Annotated in this window: 21 protein-coding genes and 1 pseudogene; 5 read left to right on the top strand and 17 right to left on the bottom strand. The window is 75.8% G+C overall.

The window, feature by feature from the left end:
- Nucleotides 1-111: 111 nt before the first annotated feature.
- The gene (locus WJX68_RS08045; RefSeq protein ID WP_340287582.1) at nucleotides 112-1,056 is read right to left on the bottom strand and encodes an EamA family transporter; all 945 of its coding nucleotides are present in this window, start codon (nucleotides 1,054-1,056) and stop codon (nucleotides 112-114) included.
- A 55-nt stretch (nucleotides 1,057-1,111) separates the two neighbouring features.
- Between WJX68_RS08045 and WJX68_RS08040 the strand changes: the two genes are divergently transcribed.
- The gene (locus tag WJX68_RS08040) at nucleotides 1,112-1,669 is read left to right on the top strand and encodes a CGNR zinc finger domain-containing protein (protein WP_340287581.1); all 558 of its coding nucleotides are present in this window, start codon (nucleotides 1,112-1,114) and stop codon (nucleotides 1,667-1,669) included.
- 24 nt (nucleotides 1,670-1,693) lie between these two features.
- Here the strand turns inward: WJX68_RS08040 and pcaD are convergent, their stop codons facing one another.
- Nucleotides 1,694-2,467, bottom strand: a complete 774-nt coding sequence (gene pcaD / locus WJX68_RS08035; protein WP_340287579.1) for a 3-oxoadipate enol-lactonase — start codon at nucleotides 2,465-2,467, stop codon at nucleotides 1,694-1,696.
- Between the two features lie 108 nt (nucleotides 2,468-2,575).
- On the opposite strand from pcaD, the gene WJX68_RS08030 reads away from it, so the two are divergent.
- Nucleotides 2,576-4,051 carry an aldehyde dehydrogenase gene (locus WJX68_RS08030; RefSeq protein ID WP_340287577.1) on the top strand — a complete coding sequence of 492 codons (1,476 nt, stop codon included), beginning with the start codon at nucleotides 2,576-2,578 and terminating at the stop codon, nucleotides 4,049-4,051.
- Here WJX68_RS08030 and WJX68_RS08025 read toward each other — a convergent pair.
- The 10 genes from WJX68_RS08025 to WJX68_RS07980 all read right to left on the bottom strand — a co-directional run bounded on the left by WJX68_RS08025 (nucleotide 4,038) and on the right by WJX68_RS07980 (nucleotide 13,700).
- On the bottom strand, nucleotides 4,038-4,178 hold the full coding sequence (locus WJX68_RS08025; protein ID WP_340287574.1) for a hypothetical protein: 141 nt from the start codon (nucleotides 4,176-4,178) through the stop codon (nucleotides 4,038-4,040). The genes WJX68_RS08030 and WJX68_RS08025 overlap by 14 nt on opposite strands.
- 206 nt (nucleotides 4,179-4,384) lie before the next feature.
- A complete protein-coding gene (locus tag WJX68_RS08020) occupies nucleotides 4,385-4,852 on the bottom strand; it encodes a Rieske (2Fe-2S) protein (protein ID WP_340287573.1) in 468 nt (155 codons plus the stop codon).
- 26 nt (nucleotides 4,853-4,878) lie between these two features.
- Nucleotides 4,879-5,781 carry a DUF6529 family protein gene (locus WJX68_RS08015; RefSeq protein WP_340287571.1) on the bottom strand — a complete coding sequence of 301 codons (903 nt, stop codon included), beginning with the start codon at nucleotides 5,779-5,781 and terminating at the stop codon, nucleotides 4,879-4,881.
- The gene (locus WJX68_RS08010; protein WP_340287569.1) at nucleotides 5,781-6,347 is read right to left on the bottom strand and encodes a hypothetical protein; all 567 of its coding nucleotides are present in this window, start codon (nucleotides 6,345-6,347) and stop codon (nucleotides 5,781-5,783) included. Before WJX68_RS08010 ends, WJX68_RS08015 begins: the two co-directional genes overlap by 1 nt.
- A gap of 1 nt (nucleotide 6,348) precedes the next feature.
- Nucleotides 6,349-7,281, bottom strand: a complete 933-nt coding sequence (locus WJX68_RS08005) for a hypothetical protein (RefSeq protein WP_340287567.1) — start codon at nucleotides 7,279-7,281, stop codon at nucleotides 6,349-6,351.
- Nucleotides 7,278-8,276: a DUF4142 domain-containing protein gene (locus WJX68_RS08000; RefSeq protein WP_340287565.1), complete on the bottom strand. Its 999-nt coding sequence runs from the start codon at nucleotides 8,274-8,276 to the stop codon at nucleotides 7,278-7,280. The genes WJX68_RS08005 and WJX68_RS08000 overlap by 4 nt, the downstream gene beginning before the upstream one ends.
- A gap of 14 nt (nucleotides 8,277-8,290) precedes the next feature.
- Entirely contained in the window at nucleotides 8,291-9,553 is a 1,263-nt protein-coding gene (locus tag WJX68_RS07995) for a ferredoxin reductase family protein (protein ID WP_340287797.1), read from the bottom strand.
- Between the two features lie 711 nt (nucleotides 9,554-10,264).
- On the bottom strand, nucleotides 10,265-11,059 hold the full coding sequence (gene trpA, locus WJX68_RS07990) for a tryptophan synthase subunit alpha (protein WP_340287563.1): 795 nt from the start codon (nucleotides 11,057-11,059) through the stop codon (nucleotides 10,265-10,267).
- Nucleotides 11,059-12,321, bottom strand: coding sequence for a tryptophan synthase subunit beta (gene trpB, locus WJX68_RS07985; RefSeq protein ID WP_340287561.1), 1,263 nt, complete (start codon nucleotides 12,319-12,321; stop codon nucleotides 11,059-11,061). The genes trpA and trpB overlap by 1 nt, the downstream gene beginning before the upstream one ends.
- A 131-nt stretch (nucleotides 12,322-12,452) precedes the next feature.
- A complete protein-coding gene (locus tag WJX68_RS07980; RefSeq protein ID WP_422785671.1) occupies nucleotides 12,453-13,700 on the bottom strand; it encodes an MFS transporter in 1,248 nt (415 codons plus the stop codon).
- 49 nt (nucleotides 13,701-13,749) lie between these two features.
- Between WJX68_RS07980 and WJX68_RS07975 the strand changes: the two genes are divergently transcribed.
- Together WJX68_RS07975 and mscL are read left to right on the top strand one after the other, a co-directional pair.
- Nucleotides 13,750-14,463, top strand: a complete 714-nt coding sequence (locus WJX68_RS07975; RefSeq protein ID WP_340287559.1) for a FadR/GntR family transcriptional regulator — start codon at nucleotides 13,750-13,752, stop codon at nucleotides 14,461-14,463.
- Between the two features lie 147 nt (nucleotides 14,464-14,610).
- A pseudogene (gene mscL / locus WJX68_RS25210) lies at nucleotides 14,611-14,979 on the top strand (large conductance mechanosensitive channel protein MscL); the annotation flags it as partial.
- 234 nt (nucleotides 14,980-15,213) lie between these two features.
- Here mscL and WJX68_RS07965 read toward each other — a convergent pair.
- Together WJX68_RS07965 and WJX68_RS07960 are read right to left on the bottom strand one after the other, a co-directional pair.
- Nucleotides 15,214-16,794, bottom strand: coding sequence for a multicopper oxidase family protein (locus tag WJX68_RS07965; protein ID WP_340287555.1), 1,581 nt, complete (start codon nucleotides 16,792-16,794; stop codon nucleotides 15,214-15,216).
- Complete coding sequence (locus WJX68_RS07960) at nucleotides 16,719-17,177, bottom strand: hypothetical protein (protein WP_340287553.1); 459 nt, start codon at nucleotides 17,175-17,177, stop codon at nucleotides 16,719-16,721. The genes WJX68_RS07965 and WJX68_RS07960 overlap by 76 nt, the downstream gene beginning before the upstream one ends.
- Nucleotides 17,178-17,374: 197 nt before the next feature.
- Between WJX68_RS07960 and WJX68_RS07955 the strand changes: the two genes are divergently transcribed.
- Entirely contained in the window at nucleotides 17,375-18,790 is a 1,416-nt protein-coding gene (locus tag WJX68_RS07955; RefSeq protein WP_340287551.1) for an APC family permease, read from the top strand.
- 3 nt (nucleotides 18,791-18,793) lie between these two features.
- Here the strand turns inward: WJX68_RS07955 and WJX68_RS07950 are convergent, their stop codons facing one another.
- From WJX68_RS07950 to WJX68_RS07940, 3 genes are read right to left on the bottom strand one after another with little or no spacing between them, the layout of a single operon-like run.
- Complete coding sequence (locus tag WJX68_RS07950) at nucleotides 18,794-19,774, bottom strand: zinc-dependent alcohol dehydrogenase family protein (RefSeq protein WP_340287549.1); 981 nt, start codon at nucleotides 19,772-19,774, stop codon at nucleotides 18,794-18,796.
- Between the two features lie 2 nt (nucleotides 19,775-19,776).
- Nucleotides 19,777-20,790, bottom strand: a complete 1,014-nt coding sequence (locus WJX68_RS07945; RefSeq protein ID WP_340287547.1) for a TIGR03557 family F420-dependent LLM class oxidoreductase — start codon at nucleotides 20,788-20,790, stop codon at nucleotides 19,777-19,779.
- A gap of 26 nt (nucleotides 20,791-20,816) precedes the next feature.
- Entirely contained in the window at nucleotides 20,817-21,764 is a 948-nt protein-coding gene (locus WJX68_RS07940) for an NADP-dependent oxidoreductase (protein WP_340287545.1), read from the bottom strand.
- Between the last annotated feature and the right edge of the window lie 38 nt (nucleotides 21,765-21,802).

Raw genomic sequence — 21,802 nt, 5'->3', positions numbered from 1 at the left:
ACGGGCCGTGGTGGTGGCCGAGATTAGCGGGTGGCCGATCACCGACGCAGCGGGCCCCGGCGCCACGATCGGGCGGATCCCCGCCCGCACACCGGCACCGGGCCGGCGGCCTCAGGCCTGCGTCGCGACCTCCGCCGGCGTCGCCGCGGCCCGGCTCTCCGCGCGCCGGATCAGCACGACCCCGCCGAGGATCAGCAGACCGCCCGCCATCTGGACCGGGCGCGGCACCTGGGCGACGAGCAGCCACGCCGCGAGCACACCGAACATCACCTCGGACAGCCCCACGAACGACGCGACGCGCGTGTCCAGCAGCCGGATCCCGATGACGCCCGTGACGTAGGGCAGCGCCGTCGCCAGCACGACGAGCATCCCCAGCAGGACCGGCCAGGGCACGTCGACGCCCGCGAGCCGCCCGCCGGCCTCCCCCACCACCCACGGCGTGAGGCCGAGCAGGCCGGTGACGGTCAGCGCCACCGCACCGACGACCATCGCTCCGGAGATCATCAGCAGCGGCGGGACGCCGTCGCCGTCGTCGCCGCCGGGCAGCAGGAAGTAGACGCAGACGCACACCGCCGAGGCCAGGCCCCACAGGATCCCGGCGAGGTCCACGCGCTGCGGGCCGAACGGGTCGACGACCAGCACGAGCCCCGCGAGCGAGATCGCGCAGCCGAGCAGCGTGGTGGCGGCCGGCGTCGTCCGGGTGCGCGCCCAGGTCCAGCCGACGAGCAGGACGGGGGCGAGGAACTCCAGCAGCAGCGCGACGCCGACCGACAGGTGCTGCAGCGCCTGGAAGAAGCACAGCTGCACACCGGCGACGGCGGCGAGGCCGTAGAGCAGGACCTTCCGCGCGGCCGGCCCGGTGAGCGGGTGGCGGCGCAGCAGCACGACGGTCACCGGGAGCAGCAGCACCGCCGTCCCGGCGATGCGCATCAGGGTCGTGAGCCCCGGCGACCAGCCAGCCGCCAGGAACGCCGCGCCGAGCGGTCCGGAGAAGCCGTACGCGGCCGCCGAGACCAGCGCCCACACCAGCCCGCGGGCCACGTGATCCCGTGTCACGACCGAAGTACCCATAGACTCCTGACAGTAGGAACCGACGATGTCAGGGGTCAACATGGAATTCGCCCATGACACACAGGTGCTGCTGGCCGCGGCGGCGTCGCTGGTCAACACCGGGCGCGACGAGCCGGACCCGCTCGACGACGTCGCGGGCTTCACCGCGTGGCTGGCCGGCCAGCCGTACTCGGGGCAGCGGGCGGGGTCGGACGGGGAGCGGCGCGCCGTCCGGGCGCTGCGCGCGCGGCTGACCGAGCTGTGGCCCGGCGACGGCGACGGCCCCGGCCGGGACCGCACCGTCGCCGTGGTCAACGCGATCCTCGCCGAGACCGACGCGCGCCCGCACCTCGCCCGCCACGACGGCTGGGACTGGCACCTGCACGTGACGCCGCAGGACGCGCCGCTGGCGGACCGGATGGGCGCCGAGATCGCGATGTCGATCGCGGACCTCGTCCGCGGCGACGACCTGTCGCGGCTGCGGCGCTGCGCCGCCGAGGACTGCGACGCGGTGCTCGTCGACCTGTCCCGCAACCGCTCCAAGCGGTTCTGCGACACCGGCAACTGCGCCAACCGCGCCCACGTCGCGGCCTACCGGGCCCGGCGCGCCCGCACCTGACCGCCCCGGCGCCCGGGCGTGCGGTCAGGCCCCGGCCGTGGCCAGGTGCTCCTCCAGCAGCGCGGTGACCTCGCCGGGACGCTCGTAGTTCAGCAGGTGCGCGGAGTCGGCGACCTCGGCGTAGCGGGCGCCCGGGATCGCGTCGGCGATCTCGTGCAGGCTCGCCGGCGGCGTCGCCGGGTCGTCGGCCCCCGCGACGACCAGCGCCGGCACCGACACCGACCCCAGCTCCGCGCGGATGTCGAAGGCGCCGATCGCGGCGCAGCAGGCGGCGTAGCTCTCGTCGTCGGCGGCGCGCAGCATGTCGAGCAGGCGCCGCTCGCCCTCCGGGTCGCGCCGCGCCCAGTCCGCGACGTACCAGGTGCCCGGCCGCGACCCGACCATCGCGGCGGTGCCCTCGGCCCGCACGGTCGCGGCCCGCTGCGGCCACGAGTCGGGGTTCGGGAAGCGGGCCGCCGTCGCCAGGACCGCGACGCTGCGGACGCGGTCGCCGCCGTGCACGGCGAGCCACTGGCCGATCGCGCCGCCGATCGAGACTCCCACGTAGTGGAACGCGCCGGCGCCCGCCGCGTCGGCGGCGGCGAGGGCTCCCGCACCGAGGTCGGCGATCGTCAGGTCGCCGGTCACCGGGGCGGACTCCCCGTGGCCCGGCAGGTCGAACCGCACGCAGCGGAACCGGTCGGACAGGGCCGCCACCTGGGCGTCGAACAGGTGCAGGTCGGTCCCCAGCGAGGGTCCGAACAGGACGACGGGGGCGTCGGAGGGGCCGTCGGCGACGTGGTGCAGCTGCGGTGCCATGGGCACATCCTGCCCCGGGTACCCCCGGACGACCGCTGCGCGGGCCCGCCGGGATTCGTAAGGTCTGGATTCGGACGTGCGCCATCGATGCCGTAGGAGAGGACCGCCATGGCCGAGCTCGAGACCTTCCGGATGCTGATCGGCGGGAAGCCGGCCGACGCCGCGTCCGGCCGCACCTTCGAGACGCAGAACCCGTTCACCGGCGAGCCGTGGGCGACGGTCCCGGACTGCGGCACCGACGACGTCGACACCGCCGTCGCCGCCGCCCGTACCGCGCTCGACGGCGAGTGGGGCCGGATGACGCCGTTCGCCCGCGCGTCGTGCCTGCGCCGGCTCGGCGACCTGATCACCGAGAACGCCGAGGCGCTGGCCCGCACCGAGGTCAACGACTCCGGCAAGCTGTTCCGCGAGATGATCGGCCAGCTCAACGGGCTGGGCGGCTGGTACCACTACTTCGCGGGGATCGCCCCGACCATCGAGGGCCGCCAGATCCCCGCACCGAACCCGAACTACCTGGTCTACACGCGCAAGGAGCCGGTCGGCGTCGTCGCGGCGATCACGCCGTGGAACTCGCCGCTGCTGCTGATGACCTGGAAGGTCGCGCCCGCGCTCGCGGCGGGCTGCACGATCGTCGTCAAGCCCTCGGAGCACTCGCCGGCCTCCACGCTGAAGTGGGCCGAGCTCGTCGAGAGGGCCGGGATCCCGGCGGGCGTGGTCAACGTCGTCACCACGAACGACCGCGACACCGCCGCGCACCTGGCCGGGCACCCGGGCGTCGACAAGGTCGCGTTCACCGGGTCCACCGCGACCGGCCGGGCGGTCGCCAGGGCCGCCGCGGAGAACATCAACAAGGTCACCCTGGAGCTGGGCGGCAAGTCGCCGCAGGTCGTGTTCCCCGACGCCGACCTCGAGGCCGCCGCGAACGGGGTCATCGCGGGCGTGTTCGCCGCGACCGGGCAGACCTGCATGGCGGGGTCGCGGCTGATCGTGCACGCCGACGTCCACGACGAGCTGGTCCGGCTGATCGCCGAGCGCGCCGCGACGATCAAGCTCGGCGACCCGAACGCCGAGGAGACCGAGATGGGGCCGGTCGCGAACGGCCCGCAGTACGAGAAGGTCCTCGGCTTCCTGGACAAGGCCAGGGAGGAGGGCAACACCGTCGCGTACGGCGGCGCGGCCGAGTCCGGCCTCGGCGGCTACTTCGTGCAGCCGACCGTGGTCACCGGGGTCACGCAGGACTCGACGCTGTTCCGCGAGGAGGTCTTCGGCCCGGTGCTCGCCGCACTGACCTTCACCGACGAGGACGAGGCGGTGAAGCTCGCCAACGACACCCCGTACGGCCTGGCCGGTGCGGTGTGGACCAAGGACGTCCACCGGGCGCACCGGGTCGCCGGGAAGATCCGCGCCGGCACGGTGTGGATCAACGCCTACCGCGTGGTGGCGCCGAGCGTGCCGTTCGGCGGGTTCGGCCACTCCGGGCTCGGCCGCGAGAACGGCACCCAGGCGGTCGAGGAGTACCTGGAGAACAAGTCGGTGTGGGTCGAGCTGACCGGCGGCACCCGGGACCCGTTCACCCTCGGCTGAGGTGCTCCGACGGCGCCGGGCCCTCCTCCCAGCCGAGCCGGTCGGTCCAGCGTTCGCCCCGCTCGGGGCGGCGCGGGGCCGGCACCGGCGCGTCCGTGCGGTCGCGCGGGGTCCTCGGTGTGGTCATGGGTCCTCCCGTCGTGGCCGGTGCCGCCGTGCCCGGGGGTCGGGGGCCCGGTCCCGGGCACGGCGGTCACCGGAAAGGCTGCCCCGCGCCGCGGGCGCGGCGGGGGTACTGAGACGGCCGTCCGGCGGGCGGGCGCGGGTGCGCGACGGGCGGGAATGCGTTCCCCGCTCCGGCGCAGCGGGCCGGGGCGGGCGCGCGGCGGCGTCTCAGCCGAGCACGACGCGGTCGCCCTCCACCCGCACCGCCCGCTGCGCGAGCGGCGCGGTCGCGGGGCCGTCGAGCGGGGCGCCGTCGGTGGTGTCGAAGACGCTGCCGTGGCAGGGGCAGGCGATCCCGGCGTCGGAGACCTGGTCGACCAGGCAGCCCGCGTGGGTGCAGACCGCGTCGAACGCGACGAACGTGCCGGCCGTCGGCTGGGTCACGACGACCTTCTCGGCGGCGAAGACGCGTCCGCTGCCGACCGGGATGTCGCCGGTGGCGGCGAGGCCCGCGGGCGGGGTGGCGGTGGACGGCGGCGCCGCGGTGGGTGCCGACGCCGGTGCCGCGCCGGTCGGGGCTGCCGGGGCGGGGGCTGGCTGCTCGCGCGGGGTGCCGTAGGTGGCGCAGCCCGCGGCGCAGCAGGCCGCGGCGGCGCCGGCCCCGGCGAGCAGCCGGCGGCGGGTGAGCGGGGACACGGGGACCTCCGGTCGGGGTCGGTCGGTCAGAACGTGAGGCCGTGCCCGGCGAAGAACCACAGCGCCGAGGTCAGCCACACACCCGCCAGCACGGCGAGCAGCACCCCGCCGGCGGCGGCGAGCGCCCACCCGGGCACCCCGGGCCGGCGCAGCAGCAGCATCTTGGTGACGAACGCGCCGTAGAACAGGCAGCCGAGCGCGGAGTGCAGCAGCGCCGACGTCGTCGCGCCGGACCAGCCGAAGGCGTACAGGCACTGGACGGCGACGGGCACGGTGACCAGCACCGCGACCCGTCCCGACCAGCGGTGCGCGACGGCGACCACGGGGTCCGCCGAGCCACGGTGCAGCATCCGCCCGGTGACGCCCTGGACGGCGGCGAGCACCAGCGCCGCCGACCCCAGCCAGGCCTTCGCCGCGGCGCCGCTGGAGAACCCGGCGAGGTTCACCGCGACGCCGGTGCCCACGTGCTGGCGCGCCCACACGCCGAGCGCGACGGCGACCAGCGAGCCCGCCACGACCGGGAGGGCGACCGCGCGCAGCGACGGCCCGGGCGGCGGCGGGGCGACCGCGGCCCGCGGGGAGCCCGCGTCGGCGCGCGCCGGCGCGGGACCGGTGTCCGGCCCGGGCCGGCGCCGGCGCTCGGCCCCGTAGAGGTCGCGGTCGTCGCCGTGCAGGTCACGGTCCGGGCGCGGGAGCGCGAACGGGCCGGTGGACGGGTCGGCGTACGGGTCGGCAGGGCCCTCGGAGGAGGGGCCGGCGGTGAACAGGTCGGCGGGCGGTCCCCAGGCGGGGTCGGCCGCGGGGTCGGGGTGTCGTGCCCAGCCACCGCTGTGCGCGGCGCCGCGCGGCGCCGGGACGCCTGCGGTGACCGGGGCGAACCCGACCGGGTCGGTGGTGTCGTGGTCGGCGTGCCGGGCACGGGGGGACATCAGTAGCCCCCGCCGTAGCCGTCGCCGCCGGTGTCACCGGCGGGCGGGGCCACCGCCGGCGCGGGCGCGGGGGTCGCGACGGGCGCGGGGGCCGGGGCGGAGCCGGTGCGCCGGGCGGTGAAGTCCCAGCTGCGGTCGCCGACCCGCGCGGTGCCGGTGGCGACGCCGTCGGCGACGGTGTACTCGACCGAGTCGCCCGCGGTGTTGGTGAGCCGGGTCGGGCCGCCGTCGTCGGCGACGGTGCCCCGCGTCCAGGACTCGACGCCCGCGTTGTCGCAGACGTAGGCCTTGACCGCGCCGTCGGTCACCCACAGGTCGACGGTGACCGCGCCGTTCGAGGAGCGGCCCGCGTACTCGGCCTTCCCGGAGGGCGCGGGCGTGGCGGGCGCCGCGGCGGCGGGGGCGGCCGCCGCCGGGAGCGGCGAGCCGAGGGACAGGGCGCCGGTGGCCTGCTCGACGGCGGCCGGTGCGGCCGGTGCCGCGGTGAGCACCACGTTGGCGGCACCGGCGCCGGCGGCGAGCGCGCCGACGGCGGCCAGGGTCAGTACGGGTCCGGAGAGACGCACGTCAGCCCACCTCGATCCGGACGGAGTCGAACGCCGGGGTCTGGTCGGCGCGCTGCATCATCGGCGTGCGGTGCGAGCCGTCACCGGCCCAGGAGCTGCACTGCAGCCGCCCGGTCTCCCCGATGCCGGGCACGTCGATCGTGACGCTGTCCGGGGTCGAGCCGCCGCCACCGTCCTCGGTGGCCTGGAAGAACAGCGGCTTCGGCGACGCGTCGGGCGCCTCGCCGGGGTCCGGGAGCATCCGGCAGGCGGTGTGGAAGTGCCCGCGCTGCAGGCCCTCGGCGTTCAGCAGCGAGGTCTCCTTGTAGTAGCCGCCCTGCGCGGCGGGCAGGAACCGGTCGCGCACCAGGTTGCGGGTGCTGACGGTCAGCGAGAACGCCTCGCCCCGCCCGACCCGGTCGGGGGCCTTCGTGATCAGCAGCGACGGGCTGCGGTCGGCGTCGGCGACCTCGCCGAACGCGGTCGACACGCAGCGGGGCGCCTTCTGGAACCCGTCGTGGGCGGTGAGCCTGCTGCCGGAGCAGTCGGTCGCGAGGACGTCGAGGACGTTCCCGGCGGCCGGCTGGTCGGGCTGACCGTCCTTGCCGGCGTCCTCGGGTCCCGAGGGCGGGGCGTCGTCCTGCTGCCCGCCGCCGGTGGGGAGGGCCGTCGCGGGGGCACCGGCCCCCGACGAGTGGTCGTGCCCGGCAGCGGAGTGGGCGGCGGACCCGGTGCCCGGGTCCTCCGACGCGCCGGACGTACCGCCGGACGTGCCGTCGGAGGTCCCGTCGGGGTCCTCCTCGCCTGCGGCGGACGCGGAGGTCGAGCGGGAGCGGTCGTCGCGGTCCGCCGAGGCGGCCCCGGCGGCGTAGGCGGCCGGGCCGGCCAGCAGCAGTCCCGCCGCGACGGCGGTGACCACGGCCGTACGGCGGCGGCGCAGGGTGGTGGGGTTCATCGGTGTCGGCTCCTCGGGGTGGTCCGGTCGCGCGGGGCGTGCCGGGCCGGGGGGACGTCGGGGGTGTCGTCGTCGGTGAGCGGTGCGTCGTGCGCGGGCGGGCCGGGGCGGGGCCCCGCCGGGGGGACGCGGGCCAGCTCCTCCCACGGGTCGGGCGGTCCGATCGGCAGCGCCGGACGGGCCGGGGCCGGGTCGTCGTGCGGGCGGCGCGGGCGGGGCACGAACCCGGCGGCCGGGAGCAGCGCCGGGGCGCCGCCGCCGGGACGGCCGCGCCGGCGCAGCGTCATCAGCAGCCCGCCGGCGGCGCCCAGTGCCACCACCACGACCAGGGCGGGCACGACGACGTCGGACATGCCGGGTCCGGCCGCCGGCGCCGGGTCGGGCGGGGCGGGCAGGGCGGAGTAGTCCACCAGCCCGGTCGACTCCAGGTAGCCGATGTGGCGGGTGACGTAGGCGTCGGCCTCGGTGGCGAAGGCCCGCATCAGGTCGTTGCGGGTGCCGACCCGGACCTGGGTGATCAGCGGCAGGACGGTGCCGTGGGCGGCGCGCAGGATCTGCACGAACTGCCGGTCGTAGTCGGTGCCGGTGCGGGCGGTGAGGTCGTTCATCCAGCCGATCTGCTGGTCGGTCGGGCGGCTGGGGAGCAGCACGCCGAGCTGCTCGGCCGTCGCGCGGACGCGGCCGTCGAGGTCGTGGTGCTCCAGCCCGAGCTTGCGGGCGACGTCGCGGACCGCGGGCGAACTCGCCTGCTGCTCGCCCTGCTGCCCGGTGGGTGCCTCCCAGAGCCCGGCGAGGCGGACCTTCTGGAGCAGCTCGCGGTCGGCGGGGCCGAGCGGGCCCCACTGCGTCTGCGTCCACCCCTGCTGGTCGGGCACGGCGGAGGTCGCCGGTGCGGCGGGTGCGGCGACCCAGTACTGGGTCAGTGCCACGACGCCGACGGCGGCGAGCGCGACGAGCACGGCCCAGCGCAACGGGCCGGGGATGCTGCGGGACATGTGGGGTCTCCGTCTCAGACCTGGACGAACTGTTCGGTGTGCACCCGGTCGTCGGGGACGCCGAGCGCGGTGAGGGTGGCGAGGACGTCGCCGACGAGCTGCGGACGGCCGCAGACGAAGTAGTCGAGCCGGCGCCGCGGGTCGTCGAGGTCGGTCAGCACCGCGGCGAGCAGCGCGGTGTCGATCGGGCCGGTCGCGCCGGCCCAGTCCGCCGACGGGCGTCGCAGCACCTCGGTGACCTGCAGGTCGAGCTGGGTGCGCAGGTGCGCGAGCTCGGCCCGGAACAGCAGGTCGGCGCGGTCGCGGGCGTGCACGACCAGCCGGTACGGGCGCCGGTCGCCGCGGTCGGCCGCGGTGCGCAGCATGCTCATCATCGGGGTGATCCCGACGCCGCCTGCGATCAGGACGAGCCCGGTGGAGGGCACCGCGTCCGGGGTGAACGAGCCGTACGGGCCGTCCACCCAGACCGGGTCGCCGCGGCGCAGGTCGCGCAGCCGGGACGCGAAGTCGCCGGTGTGGCGGACGGTGAACTCGATCCGCCCGCCGTCGGACGCCGAGGAGGCGATGGTGAACGGGTGCTCCTCGACCGACATGCGTTCCAGGCGCAGCCAGGCGAACTGGCCGGGCCGGAACCACGGGCCGGCGTGCCGCCCGCGCCGGGCCAGGACGAGCGTCGACACGGTCGCGCTCTCCGGCCGGACGACGTGCACCCGGAACTCGCCGGACGCCGCACGGGCACCCCAGCGCAGCACGAGCACCGCGACGAGCAGCAGCCCCAGCGTCCCGAGGACCGGCCCCATGACGGAGTCGGTGACCAGGTTGTTCAGCCACAGCACGTGCAGCGACGAGGCCCCGACGACGAGCGCGGCCAGCGACAGGTGCACCCAGCGCCACACCTCGTGGCTGGCGCCGGGCCGGACCCCGCGCAGGGCGAGCACGAGCAGCACCGCGATGGTGACGGTCGCGAGCGTCGCGGCCTGGCCGCGGCCGGGCGCCACCAGCGGGACGAGCAGCACGGTGCGCTCCGGGTGGTCGGCCACCACGCACGCCAGGTGCAGCGCGACGAGCACCCCGGCCAGCACGCCGAGCCTGCGGTGCAGGCCCAGCAGGGTCTCCAGGCCGAGCGCGCCGGACAGGCCGCGCACCCGCGACGGCAGCACCGCGACGATCACCATCGCCGACAGCGCGAGCAGCCCGGTGAGCACCGACATCTGGTGCAGCAGCGGCTGCGGGCCGGATCGGAGCATCCAGATCAGCGACGGCCCGACGAGGACCATTACCAGCACGGATCCCCAGACGAGACGGGCGCGACGGTGCGCCAGCCAGGCGTCGGCCGGCGGCGGGGTGTCCCGCCGCACGGGTGCGGTGACCGGATGCGGGGCCGGGCGGCTCACCGGGCGCCGGGCACGGGCCCGGCGGTGGTCGCGACCCGCAGCGGGCGGGGGTGCCCGGTGCGCGGGGCGGGTGGTCGGGGCGGCGCGACGCGGCTCCGGGTGGGTCCCGGGTGCGCGGTGCGCGCTACGGTCGTGCGGACGCCGGGGGCGCGTCCGGGCAGGACGGGGCGTGTCATCGGGGTCTCTCCCGGTTCGGGCGAACGGGCCGGGCGGGGGTCCCGGCCACCGTCGCGGCGTCCGAGGGGGAGCGGGCCGCGGTCCGGCGACACGAACATAGGAAACCCACAGGTCCGGGGTTGCCTTCCTGAGAGCACGGCCCGCCGTCCGGTCGGCGGCGACCGCCGGGCGGACCCCGATCGGTCCGGGCGGCGCAGCGTTCCCGTCCGTCCGGCCCCGCGGCTCTCAGGGAGATCGCGCTCGCCGCGGAGGGCCGCCGCCGGTCGCAGCGGGCCGTCATCCCGCGGTGCCCGACCTGCCGCCGGGCCCCGGTGGCGCGCCGTCGCGGGGGGCCCACCGCCGGTCACCGACCGGCCGCCGACCGGCCCCGGACGCACTCCGGCCGCGCCCGCCGGTGGCGGACGCGGCCGGGTGGGGTCAGGCCGAGACGGCCGTCGCGGAGCGGACGCCGTCGGCGAGCTCGCGGGCGAGCGACTCGACGGCGGACGGGCCGCCGGACTCCAGTGCCTGCACGAACGCCGTGCCGACGATGACGCCGTCGGCGTAGGAGGCGACGTCGGCGGCCTGCTCGGCGGTGCGCACGCCCAGGCCGACGCAGACCGGCAGGCTCGCGTACTCGCGCGCCCGGGTGACCAGGTCGCGGGCCTCGACGCCGACCGAGCGCACGCCGGTGACGCCCATCAGCGACGCGGCGTAGAGGAAGCCGCGGCTGGACCCGACGGTCATCCGCATCCGCTCGGGCGTCGTGGTCTGGGCGACCAGGAAGACGCGGTCGAGGTCGTGCTTCTCCGACGCGGTCAGCCAGTCGTCGCAGTCGTCGGGCAGCAGGTCGGGCGTGATGAGCCCGGAGCCGCCCGCCGCCGCGAGGTCGGCGGCGAACCGCTCGACGCCGTAGCGGTCGATGAGGTTCCAGTAGGTCATGACCAGCGCGGGCGCCCCGGCCTCGACGACACCGCGGACCGCGGTGAAGGCGTCGCGGCTGCGCGCGCCGTTGTCGAGCGCCTGCTGGGTCGCACGCTGGATGACCGGCCCATCCATCAGCGGGTCGGAGTAGGGCAGGCCGATCTCGACGACGTCCACGCCGCCGGCGACCATCGCCCGCATCGCCTCGACCGAGCCCTCGACGGTCGGGAACCCGACCGGCAGGTACCCGACGAGGGCGGCCCGGCCCTCGGCGCGGACCTCCTGGATCCGCTGCGCCACGCTGCCCATCAGACCGTCCCGTCCATCACGGCGTTGCCCTCGTCGTCGATCAGGTTGAAGTACTTCGCGGCGGTGTCGACGTCCTTGTCGCCGCGGCCGGACAGGTTGACCAGCACGACCTTGCCCTCGCCGAGGCGCGTCGCCTCGCGCAACGCGCCGGCCAGCGCGTGCGCGCTCTCGATCGCCGGGATGATGCCCTCGGTGCGGCAGAGCAGCCGGAACGCCTCCATGGCCTCGCGGTCGGTGACCGACTCGTAGCGGGCACGGCGCATGTCGTGCAGCCACGAGTGCTCCGGGCCGACGCCCGGGTAGTCCAGGCCGGCGGAGATGGAGTGCGAGTCGCGGGTCTGGCCGTCCTCGTCCTGGAGGATGAAGCTGCGCGAGCCGTGCAGGACGCCGACGTCGCCGCCGCCGATCGACGACGCGTGCCGCGGGGTGTCCACCCCGTCGCCGCCGGCCTCGAAGCCGACCAGCTCGACCGAGGCGTCGTCGAGGAAGGCGTGGAAGATGCCCATCGCGTTGGACCCGCCGCCGACGCAGGCGCACACCAGGTCGGGCAGCGCGCCGGTGAGGTCCTGGACCTGCTGCCGCGCCTCCACGCCGATGATCCGCTGGAAGTCGCGCACCATCGCCGGGAACGGGTGCGGCCCGGCGACCGAGCCGATCAGGTAGTGCGTGTCGGCCACGTTGGTGACCCAGTCGCGCATCGCCTCGTTCATCGCGTCCTTGAGGGTCCGCGTGCCCGAGGTGACCGGGCGGACCTCGGCGCCGAGCATCCGCATCCGGGCGACGTTGAGCGCCTGGCGCTCGGTGTCGACCTCGCCCATGTAGACGACGCACTCCAGGCCCATCAGGGCGGCGGCGGTGGCCGAGGCGACACCGTGCTGGCCCGCGCCGGTCTCGGCGATGACCCGCGTCTTGCCCATGCGCGTGGTGAGCAGCGCCTGGCCCAGCACGTTGTTGATCTTGTGTGAGCCGGTGTGGTTCAGGTCCTCGCGCTTGAGCAGGATCCGCGCACCGCCGGCGTGCGCGGCGAACCGCGGCGCCTCGGTGACCAGGCTCGGGCGGCCGGAGTAGGTGCGGTGCAGCTCGGCGAGCTCGGACTGGAACGCCTCGTCGGTCATCGCCGCGTGGTAGGCCTGCTCCAGTTCGTCCAGCGCCGCGACGAGCGCCTCCGGGACGTAGCGGCCGCCGAAGCGGCCGAAGTACGGGCCGGTCTGGTCGACCAGCCGCGCCGTGTCCCCGGCCGGGGGAAGGGCGGTGTCGGTCACGAGTACTCCCTGACGGATCTGCGGAACCACATGGCGGAGGCGCGGGGCGACGCTGCCCGGGCGCCCACCGGTCGGGTGCGACCGACGGTACACCGCGCCCACCTGCGCCCTTCCCGCCGCCGGGGGCGGCCTCAGACGTAGCGCGGACGCCCCGCGACCCAGCCCAGCACCATCTCCACGACGATCACCACGCCGAGCAGGACCAGCGACGGCGTCCACGACCCGGTGACGCCGTGCAGCATCCCGAACAGGAACGGTCCGGCCGCCCCGACCAGGTACCCGATGCCCTGGGCCATCGCCGACAGGTCGGTGGTCTCCGCGGCGTCGCGGGTGCGCAGCGCGATCACCCCGAGCCCCAGCGGGAAGACGGCCATGCCGGTGCCGAGCAGGATCGTCCACAGCCACGGCGCGGCGGCCGGGGCGACCGCCAGACCCGCGACGGCGACGAGCGAGCAGCAGGCGAGCCCGACGATCCAGCCCGACTGCGACGGCCGGTTCAGCGCGACCGGCGGGATGAGGAAGCTCAGCGGGATGCCGATCAGGTTGATGGCGGCGAGCATCAGCCCGGCGTCGGTGCGGGTGACCCCGACCGAGACGAACATCTCGGAGAGCCAGCCCATCGCGACGTAGGCGACGCAGGCCTGCAGCCCGAAGAACGCGGTGACCACCCAGGCCAGCGGGCGGCGCAGCATCGGCCGCCGCTCCGCACCGGCGCCGGCGGCCCGGCCGGACGGGCGCGGCTCGCCGTGGCGGGCCCCGGCCAGCCAGACGACCAGCGCCGCGGCCGACAGCAGCGCCCACGCCCCGACCGCGCCGCGCCAGCCGCCCACCAGGGGCTCCAGCGGCGGGGTGAACGCGGCGCCGATCCCGCCGCCGGCGGCGAGCGCCGCGGTGTAGACGCCGGTGACCCGGCCGACGGCGTGCGGGAAGGACTCCTTGACCACGACCGGGATGAGCACGTTGCCGATCGCGATGCCCGCCGCGGCGACGAACGTCCCGCCGAGCACCACCCAGGGACCGTCCACGATGCGCAGCACCAGGCCGGCGGTCAGCACCGCCAGCGCGACGGCGACGGCCCGCGCCATGCCCAGCCGGCGCCCGAGCAGGGGGGCGGCGACGGCGGCGAGGCCGAAGCAGATCGTCGGGACGGCGGTGAGCACGCTCGTCCAGGCCGCGGAGGCGCCGAGGTCGTCGCGGACCTCGCCGAGCACCGACGCCATCGAGGTGACGGCCGGGCGCAGGTTCGACGCGGCCAGCGCCACGCCGACGACGAGCAGGGGCGTCCCGACGAGGGCACCGCGGCGCGACGGCCCCACCTCCTCGGCCCGTCCGGTGGCGATGGTCTCCTCCGCGCGCGTCTCCTGCTCAGCAATGCTCACGAAACAGTATTGTTACAGACGTAGGATGTTCGGATGGGAGGATGATCCGGTGCCACTCGTCACAGCGCGCCGCGGCGGCCTGGTCGACCAGGTCATCAGCCAGCTCCGTTCCGCCATCACCGGTGGTGAGTGGCCGGTCGGCGGGCGGATACCGCCGGAGTCGGAGCTGGCCGCGTCGCTGGAGGTGGGGCGCAACACCGTCCGCGAGGCGGTGCGGGCGCTCGCCCACGGCGGCCTGCTGGAGGTCCGCCAGGGCGACGGCACCTACGTGCGGGCGACGACCGAGCTGTCCGGCGCGCTGCGCACGCTGTGCGGCCCGGAGCTGCGCGAGGTCCTGGAGGTCCGGCGCACCCTGGAGGTCGAGGCCGCCCGGCTCGCCGCCGCCCGCCGCACCGACGCCGACGTGGCCGCGCTGCGCACCGCGCTGGCCGGGCGCGACACCGCCGTCGAGGCCGTCGCCGCCCCCGCCCGCCGCGGCGAGGAGCCCGACGCGGCGACGCTGGAGCTCGCGGCCCGCGCCGACACCGACTTCCACCTCGCCGTCGTGCGCTGCGCGGGCAACGCGCTGCTCGCCGAGCTCTACCGGGGCGTGGTCGAGGCGGTCGCGCACAGCGTCGTGACCACGATGCCCGGCACCGTCGGCACCGACGACGACGTCTCGCACGCCGGGATCGTCGAGGCCATCGCCGCCGGCGACGTCGAGCGGGCCGCCCGCGAGGCCGGCGACTTCCTCGACCGCCTCATCGCCGGCCGCGACGCCTGAGGCGCCCCGCCCGCCGACGTCGGCGCCCCGCCCACCGAGCGGCCCGCCGCCCGGCCCGGCGACGCCCGGCGGGCCGCGCACGTCCGGGTTAGCCTCCCTCGCCGGACCCACCCCCACCTCCGACCCGTCCTCGAGGAGTGCTCCGGCGTGCTGAAGGGCTTCAAGGAATTCCTGCTGCGCGGCAACGTGATCGACCTGGCGGTCGCCGTCGTCATCGGTGCGGCCTTCACCGCCGTGGTCACCGCGTTCACCCGCGCCTTCCTGGAGCCGCTGCTGCGGCTGTTCTCCGGCGGCGAGGACGCCGTGCCCCCCGGCACGATCCCGCTGACCGACGAGGTGCAGCTCGACTACGCGAGCTTCCTCAACGCCGTCATCACCTTCCTGATCACCGCGGCGGTCATCTACTTCCTCGTCGTGTTCCCGATGAAGTGGCTGCAGGAGCGGCGCAGGCAGGGCGAGGACACCGACGTGCCCGAGACCGACAGCGAGCTGCTGGGCCAGATCCGCGACCTGCTGCTGGAGCAGGCCGAGCGGGAGCGCGAGCGGGCCGCGGCGCCCCCGGCGCCGATGCCGCCCGCTCCCCCGCTGCCGGGGCGCCCGCCGGCCGGCCCGCTGCCCGGGCCCGGTCCGTTCGGCCCGCCGCCCGGGCACGCCGCGCAGCCCGCGCCGCGCGGCCCGGTCGGCGTCGCCGAGGACGCCTACGAGCCCTACCCCGACACCCCGCGGCGGTCCCGGCACCGCAGCTGAGGCTCACTCCGGGTCGTTGCCCACCGGCCCGCCCACCCGGTACGGCGTGCTCACCCCCGCGTACATCAGGTGCGCGACCAGCCCCTCCGACGGGTGGGTCAGGTTGTGGCAGTGGTCCATCCACACGCCCGGGTTGTCGGCGAGCAGCGCGACCTCGTAGGACTCCCCGTCCGCGACGTCGAGCGAGTCCACCCACCACGGGCTGCCGGTCGACGGCACCCCGTCGCGCGACAGCACCACGGCGTGGTGGCCGTGCAGGTGCATGGGGTGGACCTCGCCGCTGTCGTTGGAGATCCGCATCCGGACGACCTCGCCCTCGGCGACCATGAACATCGGCACGTCCGGCCACATCCGGCCGTTCACCGTCCACCACAGGCCGGGCACGCCGTCGAGGAACCCCGGACGGCGCCCGATCGCGTAGCCGAAGGTCCGGGCCGCGGCCGCCGGGTCGAATCCGAGCGGCGCGGGCGTGCCGTAGCCGAGCGGGTCCAGGGCCTGCTCCGGGCGCGGCGACGGCGGCGGGCCGGGCCCGGCACCGAGCACGACCGCGGCGTTGCCGCCGATCTCCACCCGGGCCCCGCCGGGCGGCACCGTGACCTCCAGGTCGGCCCGGCCCCCCGCGGTGACCGGCACCGACCGGCCCTCGACCGGCGACGGCCCGTGCACGTCGGTCCCGTCGATCGCGACCAGCCGGAAGGGCGCGCCGGTCACCCAGGCCGACGTCGGCCCGTTGTCGGTGTTGACCACCCGCACCCGGACCCGCTCCCCGGGGGCGGCGGGCACGGCGAGGGTCGGCGAGCGGCCGTCGAGCAGGCGGGCGCCGTCGTAGAGGTGGGCGGTGGCGACCACGTCGCGCACCGGCGGCCCGTCCCGCGGCTCGACGACGAGCGCGCCGTAGAGCCCGCGCTGCACCTGGCTGTCCGCGACCTGGTGGGAGTGGTACCAGTACGTGCCGGCGTCGCGGGCGAGGAAGCGGTACACGAACTCGCCGCCGGGCGGTACGGCGTCCTGGGTGACCCCGGCGGTGCCGTCGTCGCCGTTCGGGACGTCGACGCCGTGCCAGTGCAGCGTGACGCCCTCGGCGACGTCGGCGTTGACCAGCCGGACCTGCAGCACGTCGCCCTGGCGCACCCGGATCAGCGGGCCCGGGGACGTCCCGTTCAGGGTGTAGCCATCCAGGACACGCCCGGTCGGCAGCGCGATCCGGTCCCGCCGGGCGGTCAGGGTGAGCGACACCGCCGGTGGCGCGGTGGAGGTCTCGCGCAGCGTGTCCACGCCGACGGTCCGCCCGCCGACGGCCTGCCCGCCGTGCCCCCCGTGGGCCGCCGCGCCGGCGTGGTGCCCGGCCGGGCCGGGCAGCGGGACCCCGCCGTCGTCGACATGGCCCATGTCGGTCACCGCGTAGGGCGTCGGCAGCAGGCTCGACCACCACAGCCAGCCGACCGGGCCGAGCAGGGCGAGCGTCGCCAGCAGCGCGACGGCCGGGCGCCACCGGGCCGCGACGGGGTTCAGGCGACCCGCTCGCCGGCCGGTGCGGCGGTCGTCGCCGGGGCGCCGGCCCGCCGTGCGGCGAGCACCGCGCACGCCAGCAGGGCCAGCGCGGTGGCGCCGTGCAGCGCACCGAGGGCGGTGACGTCGTGGGCGAACAGCCCGAGCAGCACCTGCAGCACGATCAGCCCGAGCACGGTCGCGGCCCACCGCACCCCACCGGCGATGCGCGCGAAGAACGCCACGACCAGCAGGATCAGCCCGAGGGCGGGGATGACCATCTGCCCGTTGATGCCGTGCAGCGGGAACCCGCCGAGGCCGGTGAACTCCGTCGTCTCGCTCTCCATCGCGGCCTTGTCGAGCACGCCACCGCCCTGGATCCAGGTGGACAGCCCGAACACGGCGTACGCGATCGCCCCGGCCTGGACCACGACCTCGAGCGCGATCAGCCAGGCGAGGACACGGTAGGCGGAACGCATCTCGACCTCCGGGGACGGCGGGTGACGGATGCCGGACAGTGAACGCCGTATGACCTGGGTCACACATGGTCAATCGAGATGAAACCCGGGGCGTCACCGGGGGCGACGGTTCCGACTCGACACCGCGACGGGGGCCGACCAGGCTGTCCGCGTCGCGGCGCGCGCAGGGCCACGCCGCAGGAGGGGGACCGCCGGAGATGGCCGAGGCCACCACGTCGACGACCGGGGAGGACCAGCCCGCGCTGAAGCGGGTGATGGGTCCGCGGCTGCTGCTGCTGTTCATCGTCGGCGACATCCTGGGCACCGGGATCTACGCACTGGTCGGCCAGGTCGCCGAGGAGGTCGGCGGGGCGGCCTGGGTGCCGTTCCTGGTCGCGTTCGCCGTCGCGATGATCACCGCGTTCTCCTACCTGGAGCTCGTCACCAAGTACCCCCAGGCAGCGGGCGCGGCGCTCTACACGCACAAGGCGTTCGGCGTCCACTTCCTCACGTTCATGGTCACCTTCGTGGTGATGAGCTCGGGCATCACCTCGGCGTCGACGGCGTCGCGGGCGTTCGCGGCGAACCTGAACGAGGGCTTCGGGCTGGACCTCGGCAACGGCGGGATCGTGCTGATCGCGCTGGGCTTCATGCTGCTCGTCGCGGCGGTCAACTTCCGCGGCGTCGGCGAGAGCGTCAAGGTCAACGTGGTGCTCACGCTCGTCGAGCTGTCCGGCCTGCTGCTGGTGCTCCTGGTCGGCCTCTACGCGATCGCCGGCGGCGACGCCGACTGGTCCCGTGTCGTCGCGTTCGACACGCCCGAGGACAAGGGCGTGTTCCTGGCCGTCACCTCGGCGACGTCGCTGGCCTTCTTCGCGATGGTCGGCTTCGAGGACTCGGTGAACATGGCCGAGGAGTGCCACGAGCCGCGCCGGATCTTCCCGAAGATCATGATCACCGGTCTGACGATCACCGGGGTCATCTACGTGCTCGTCGCCGTCTGCGCCGTGGCGCTGGTCCCGGTCGGCCCGCTGGCCGCGAGCGAGACGCCGCTGGTGGAGGTGGTCCGGGCGGGCGCGCCGGGCATCCCGGCCGACGTCGTGCTGCCGTTCATCTCGATGTTCGCGGTCGCCAACTCGGCCCTGATCAACATGCTGATGGCCTCGCGGCTGCTCTACGGCATGGCGAGGCAGTCGGTGCTGCCCAAGCCGCTGGCCAGGGTGCACCCGTTCCGCCGCACCCCCTGGGTGTCGATCGTGTTCACGACGCTGATCTCGTTCGCGCTGATCACCTACGTCTCGCTCGACACCGACTCCGACGTCGTGTCCGCGCTGGGCGGCACCACCTCGCTGCTGCTGCTGGCCGTGTTCTCCATCGTCAACGTCGCGGTGCTGGTGCTGCGCCGCGACCGCATCGCCGAGCACCACTTCCGGGCCCCGCCCGGGCTGCCGGTCGTGGGCGCGGTCGCGAGCCTGTACCTGGTGCTGCCGTTCTCCGGGCGCGACGCGATCCAGTACGAGCTCGCCGGGCTGCTGCTGGTCCTGGGCCTGGTGCTCTACGGCATCACGCTGCTGCTCAACCGCAGGCTCGGGGTCCGGGCGGCGCCGCTGGACCCCGCCAAGCTGGAGGAGTGAGGCTCAGGGCCGCAGGACGATCTTGCCGACCTGCGTGCCCGCCTCCAGGTACGCGTGCGCCTCGGCGACCCGGTCCAGGCCGTCGAACACCCGGTCCACCTGTGGCGCGAAGTCCCCGCCGCGCATCCCCGCGGCGACGAACGCGGCGGCCCGGCGCAGCCGCTCCTCGTCGCGGGTCATCGCGAACAGGGTGAAGCTGCGGACGACGAGGTCGGGCAGCGTCGCCGTCGGGAAGATCGTGGGCTCGCCGGAGAGCCGGCCGTGGATGACGATCGTGCCGTCCGGGCGGACCGCGCCGGCCATGGTCTCCACGCCCGGCCCGGCGACGGCGTCGAACACCGCGTCCAGTCCGCGGCCGCCGGTGAGCTCCCGGCAGCGCCCGACCAGGTCCTCCTCCCCGGTCGCGACGACGTGCGCGGCGCCGGCGTCGAGCAGCGCCTGCGCCTTGGCCCGGGTGCGGCTGGTCGCGATCGGCACCGCGCCGATCCGGTTCGCCACCGCGATCGCGGCCAGGCCCACGCTCGACGACGCCGCCGTGACCAGCACGTGGTCGCCCGGCTGCAGGACCCGGTTCTCGAGCAGCCCGGCGTAGGCGACGAGGAACGGCATCCAGGTCGCCGCCCCGGTCACGGCGTCGACCGGCCGCGGCACCAGCGCCCGGGCCGGGACGAGCGCGTGGTCGCCGTAGACGGTGAACTCGTTCATCGAGAACGCGGGCACCACGCTCACCGGGTCCCCCGCGGACCAGCGGGTCACCCCCTCGCCCACGGCCGTCACCGTCCCGGCGGCCTCGTAGCCGAGCCCGGCGGGCAGCCGGGTCGGCTCGATGTAGTCCCCGCGCCGGAACATCGACTCGGCCCGGTTCAGCCCGATCGCCTCGACGGCCACCACGGCCTGGCCGGGCCCCGGTACCGGCACCGGCTCCTCGACGACCGTCAGCACCTCGGGCCCGCCGAGCTCGGTGAAGCGCACGACCCTGTTCATGGTCACCACCCTGCCGGGCCGGACGCGGGCGGCGCCCCGTCCGACCCGACGGGATCGCCCTGCAGCGCGCGCAGCCGGGGGGACAGCTCCCGCTCGTAGAAGCCGAAGAACTCCTCGACGTCGGGACCGGCGCTGATCAGCGCGAGCCGGTCGTACCCGGCGTCGGCGAAGGTCCGGACCATCTCCACGTGGGTGTCGGCGTCGGGTCCGGCCGCGAAGGCGTCGGCCATGTCCTCCGGCCGGACGAACGCGGTCGCGGCCTCGACGTTGCGCACGTTCGGCAGCTCGGACTGGATCTTCCAGCCGGTCGGGCCGAACCGAAACAGCCGGTGCGCGGACTCCAGCGCCGCCTCGACGGTGCCGGCGTAGGCCAGCGGGACCTCGGCCCAGCGCGCGCCGGTGCCGCCGGCGGCGGTGTAGGCCTCGACCAGGTCGGTGCGCGGCTCGGTGACGAACAGGGCGTCACCCAGCTCGCCCGCGATCCGCGCCGCCCGCGGCCCGCCCGCCGCGACCGCGATCTCCGGCAGCGTGTCGGGCAGGTCGAACACCCGCGCGTCCTCGACCGACAGGTACGTCCCGCGGTAGGTGCGGTAGCCGCCGGACCACAGCAGGCGGATGATCTCCAGGGCCTCGCGGAGCATCGCGTGCCGCACCCCGACGACCGGCCACGGGTGCCCGGTGACGTGCTCGGACAGCTGCTCGCCGGACCCGACGCCCAGGGTGAATCGGCCCTCGGACAGCAGCGCGGTCGTCGCGGCGGCCTGGGCGATGATCGCCGGGTGGTAGCGGATCGTCGGGCAGGTCACGCCGGTGGCCAGCCCGATCCGCTCGGTCCGCACGGCGATCGCGGCCAGGATCGACCAGGCGAACCCGGAGTGGCCGGGGCTCTCCAGCCACGGGTGGTAGTGGTCGGAGATCTCGACGAAGTCGAAACCGGCCGCCTCGGCGCGGACGGCCTGGCGGACCATCTCCTGCGGGGAGTACGCCTCGGCGAAGAGCTTGAAGCCGATCTGCACGACGGGTGGTCCTCTCGTGGGTGGGGTCACTCCTGCGGCAGCAGGACGATCTTGCCCGCGGTGTGCCGCTTCTCCAGCTCGGTGTAGGCGTCGCGGACGTCGGCGAGCCGGTACCCGGCCGCGACGGTCACCTCCAGGGCGCTGTCGGCGACGAGGTCGCCGAGCGCGGCGAGGTCCTCGCGGGCGTCGGCGTCGGCGGTGCCGCGGGTGAGCACGCCGTGCTCCTCGGCGCCCGCGAAGTCGATGATCGTGTTGATCCGGCCCGGGTCGACGCCCAGCTCACGGGCCATCGCGACGTAGCCGCCGCCGTACAGGTCGACCCAGGCGTGGACCCGCTCGGGGGCCGCGGCGCGCACGTTCTCCAGCGTCCGTGCGGGCGAGGCGCCGTAGGCCACCGGCGTCACGGCCATCTCGCGCAGCCGGTCGTGGTTGCGCTCCGAGGCGATGCCGAGCACCTCGACGTCGCGCAGGCGCAGCAGCTGCACCGCGATCTGCCCGACGCCGCCCGCGGCCCCGGAGACGACGACCGTCTCGCCGGGCTGCGGGTCGACCGCCGCCACCGACGCGACGGCGGCGGTGCCCGCGATGTAGAGCGCCCCGGCCGTGGGGGCGTCCAGCCCGGCCGGGCGGTGCAGGACCTGCCCGGCGGGGACGTCGACGTGGGTGGCCTGGGCGGCGCGGTCGTCGGTCCAGCCGAACACGTCCTCGCCCGGCTCGACGCCCGTGACGCCCTCGCCGACCGCGACGACGACACCCGCCCAGTCGCTGCCCTGCCCGCTCGGGAACTCCGAGGGCCAGGTGTCGGCGAAGGCGCCCTCGCGCAGCGCGGTCTCCCCCGGGTTGATCCCGGCGGCGTGCACCTCGACCAGCACGCGTCCGGGTGCGGGGTCGTCGAACCCGACCTCGGCCACGTACAGCTCCTCGACGCCGCCGTACCGGTCGTAGCGCACGGCCCGGCCGTTGCGTGTGCTCATGCCCCGGGGGTTCCCCGCCGGGGCCCGGTCTGCACCGA

Source organism: Pseudonocardia spirodelae (assembly GCF_037727765.1).
Taxonomy (GTDB): Bacteria; Actinomycetota; Actinomycetes; order Mycobacteriales; family Pseudonocardiaceae; genus Pseudonocardia; species Pseudonocardia spirodelae.
Note: the sequence above shows the minus strand (reverse complement) of the source record. Positions and strands in the feature narration are given on the sequence as shown.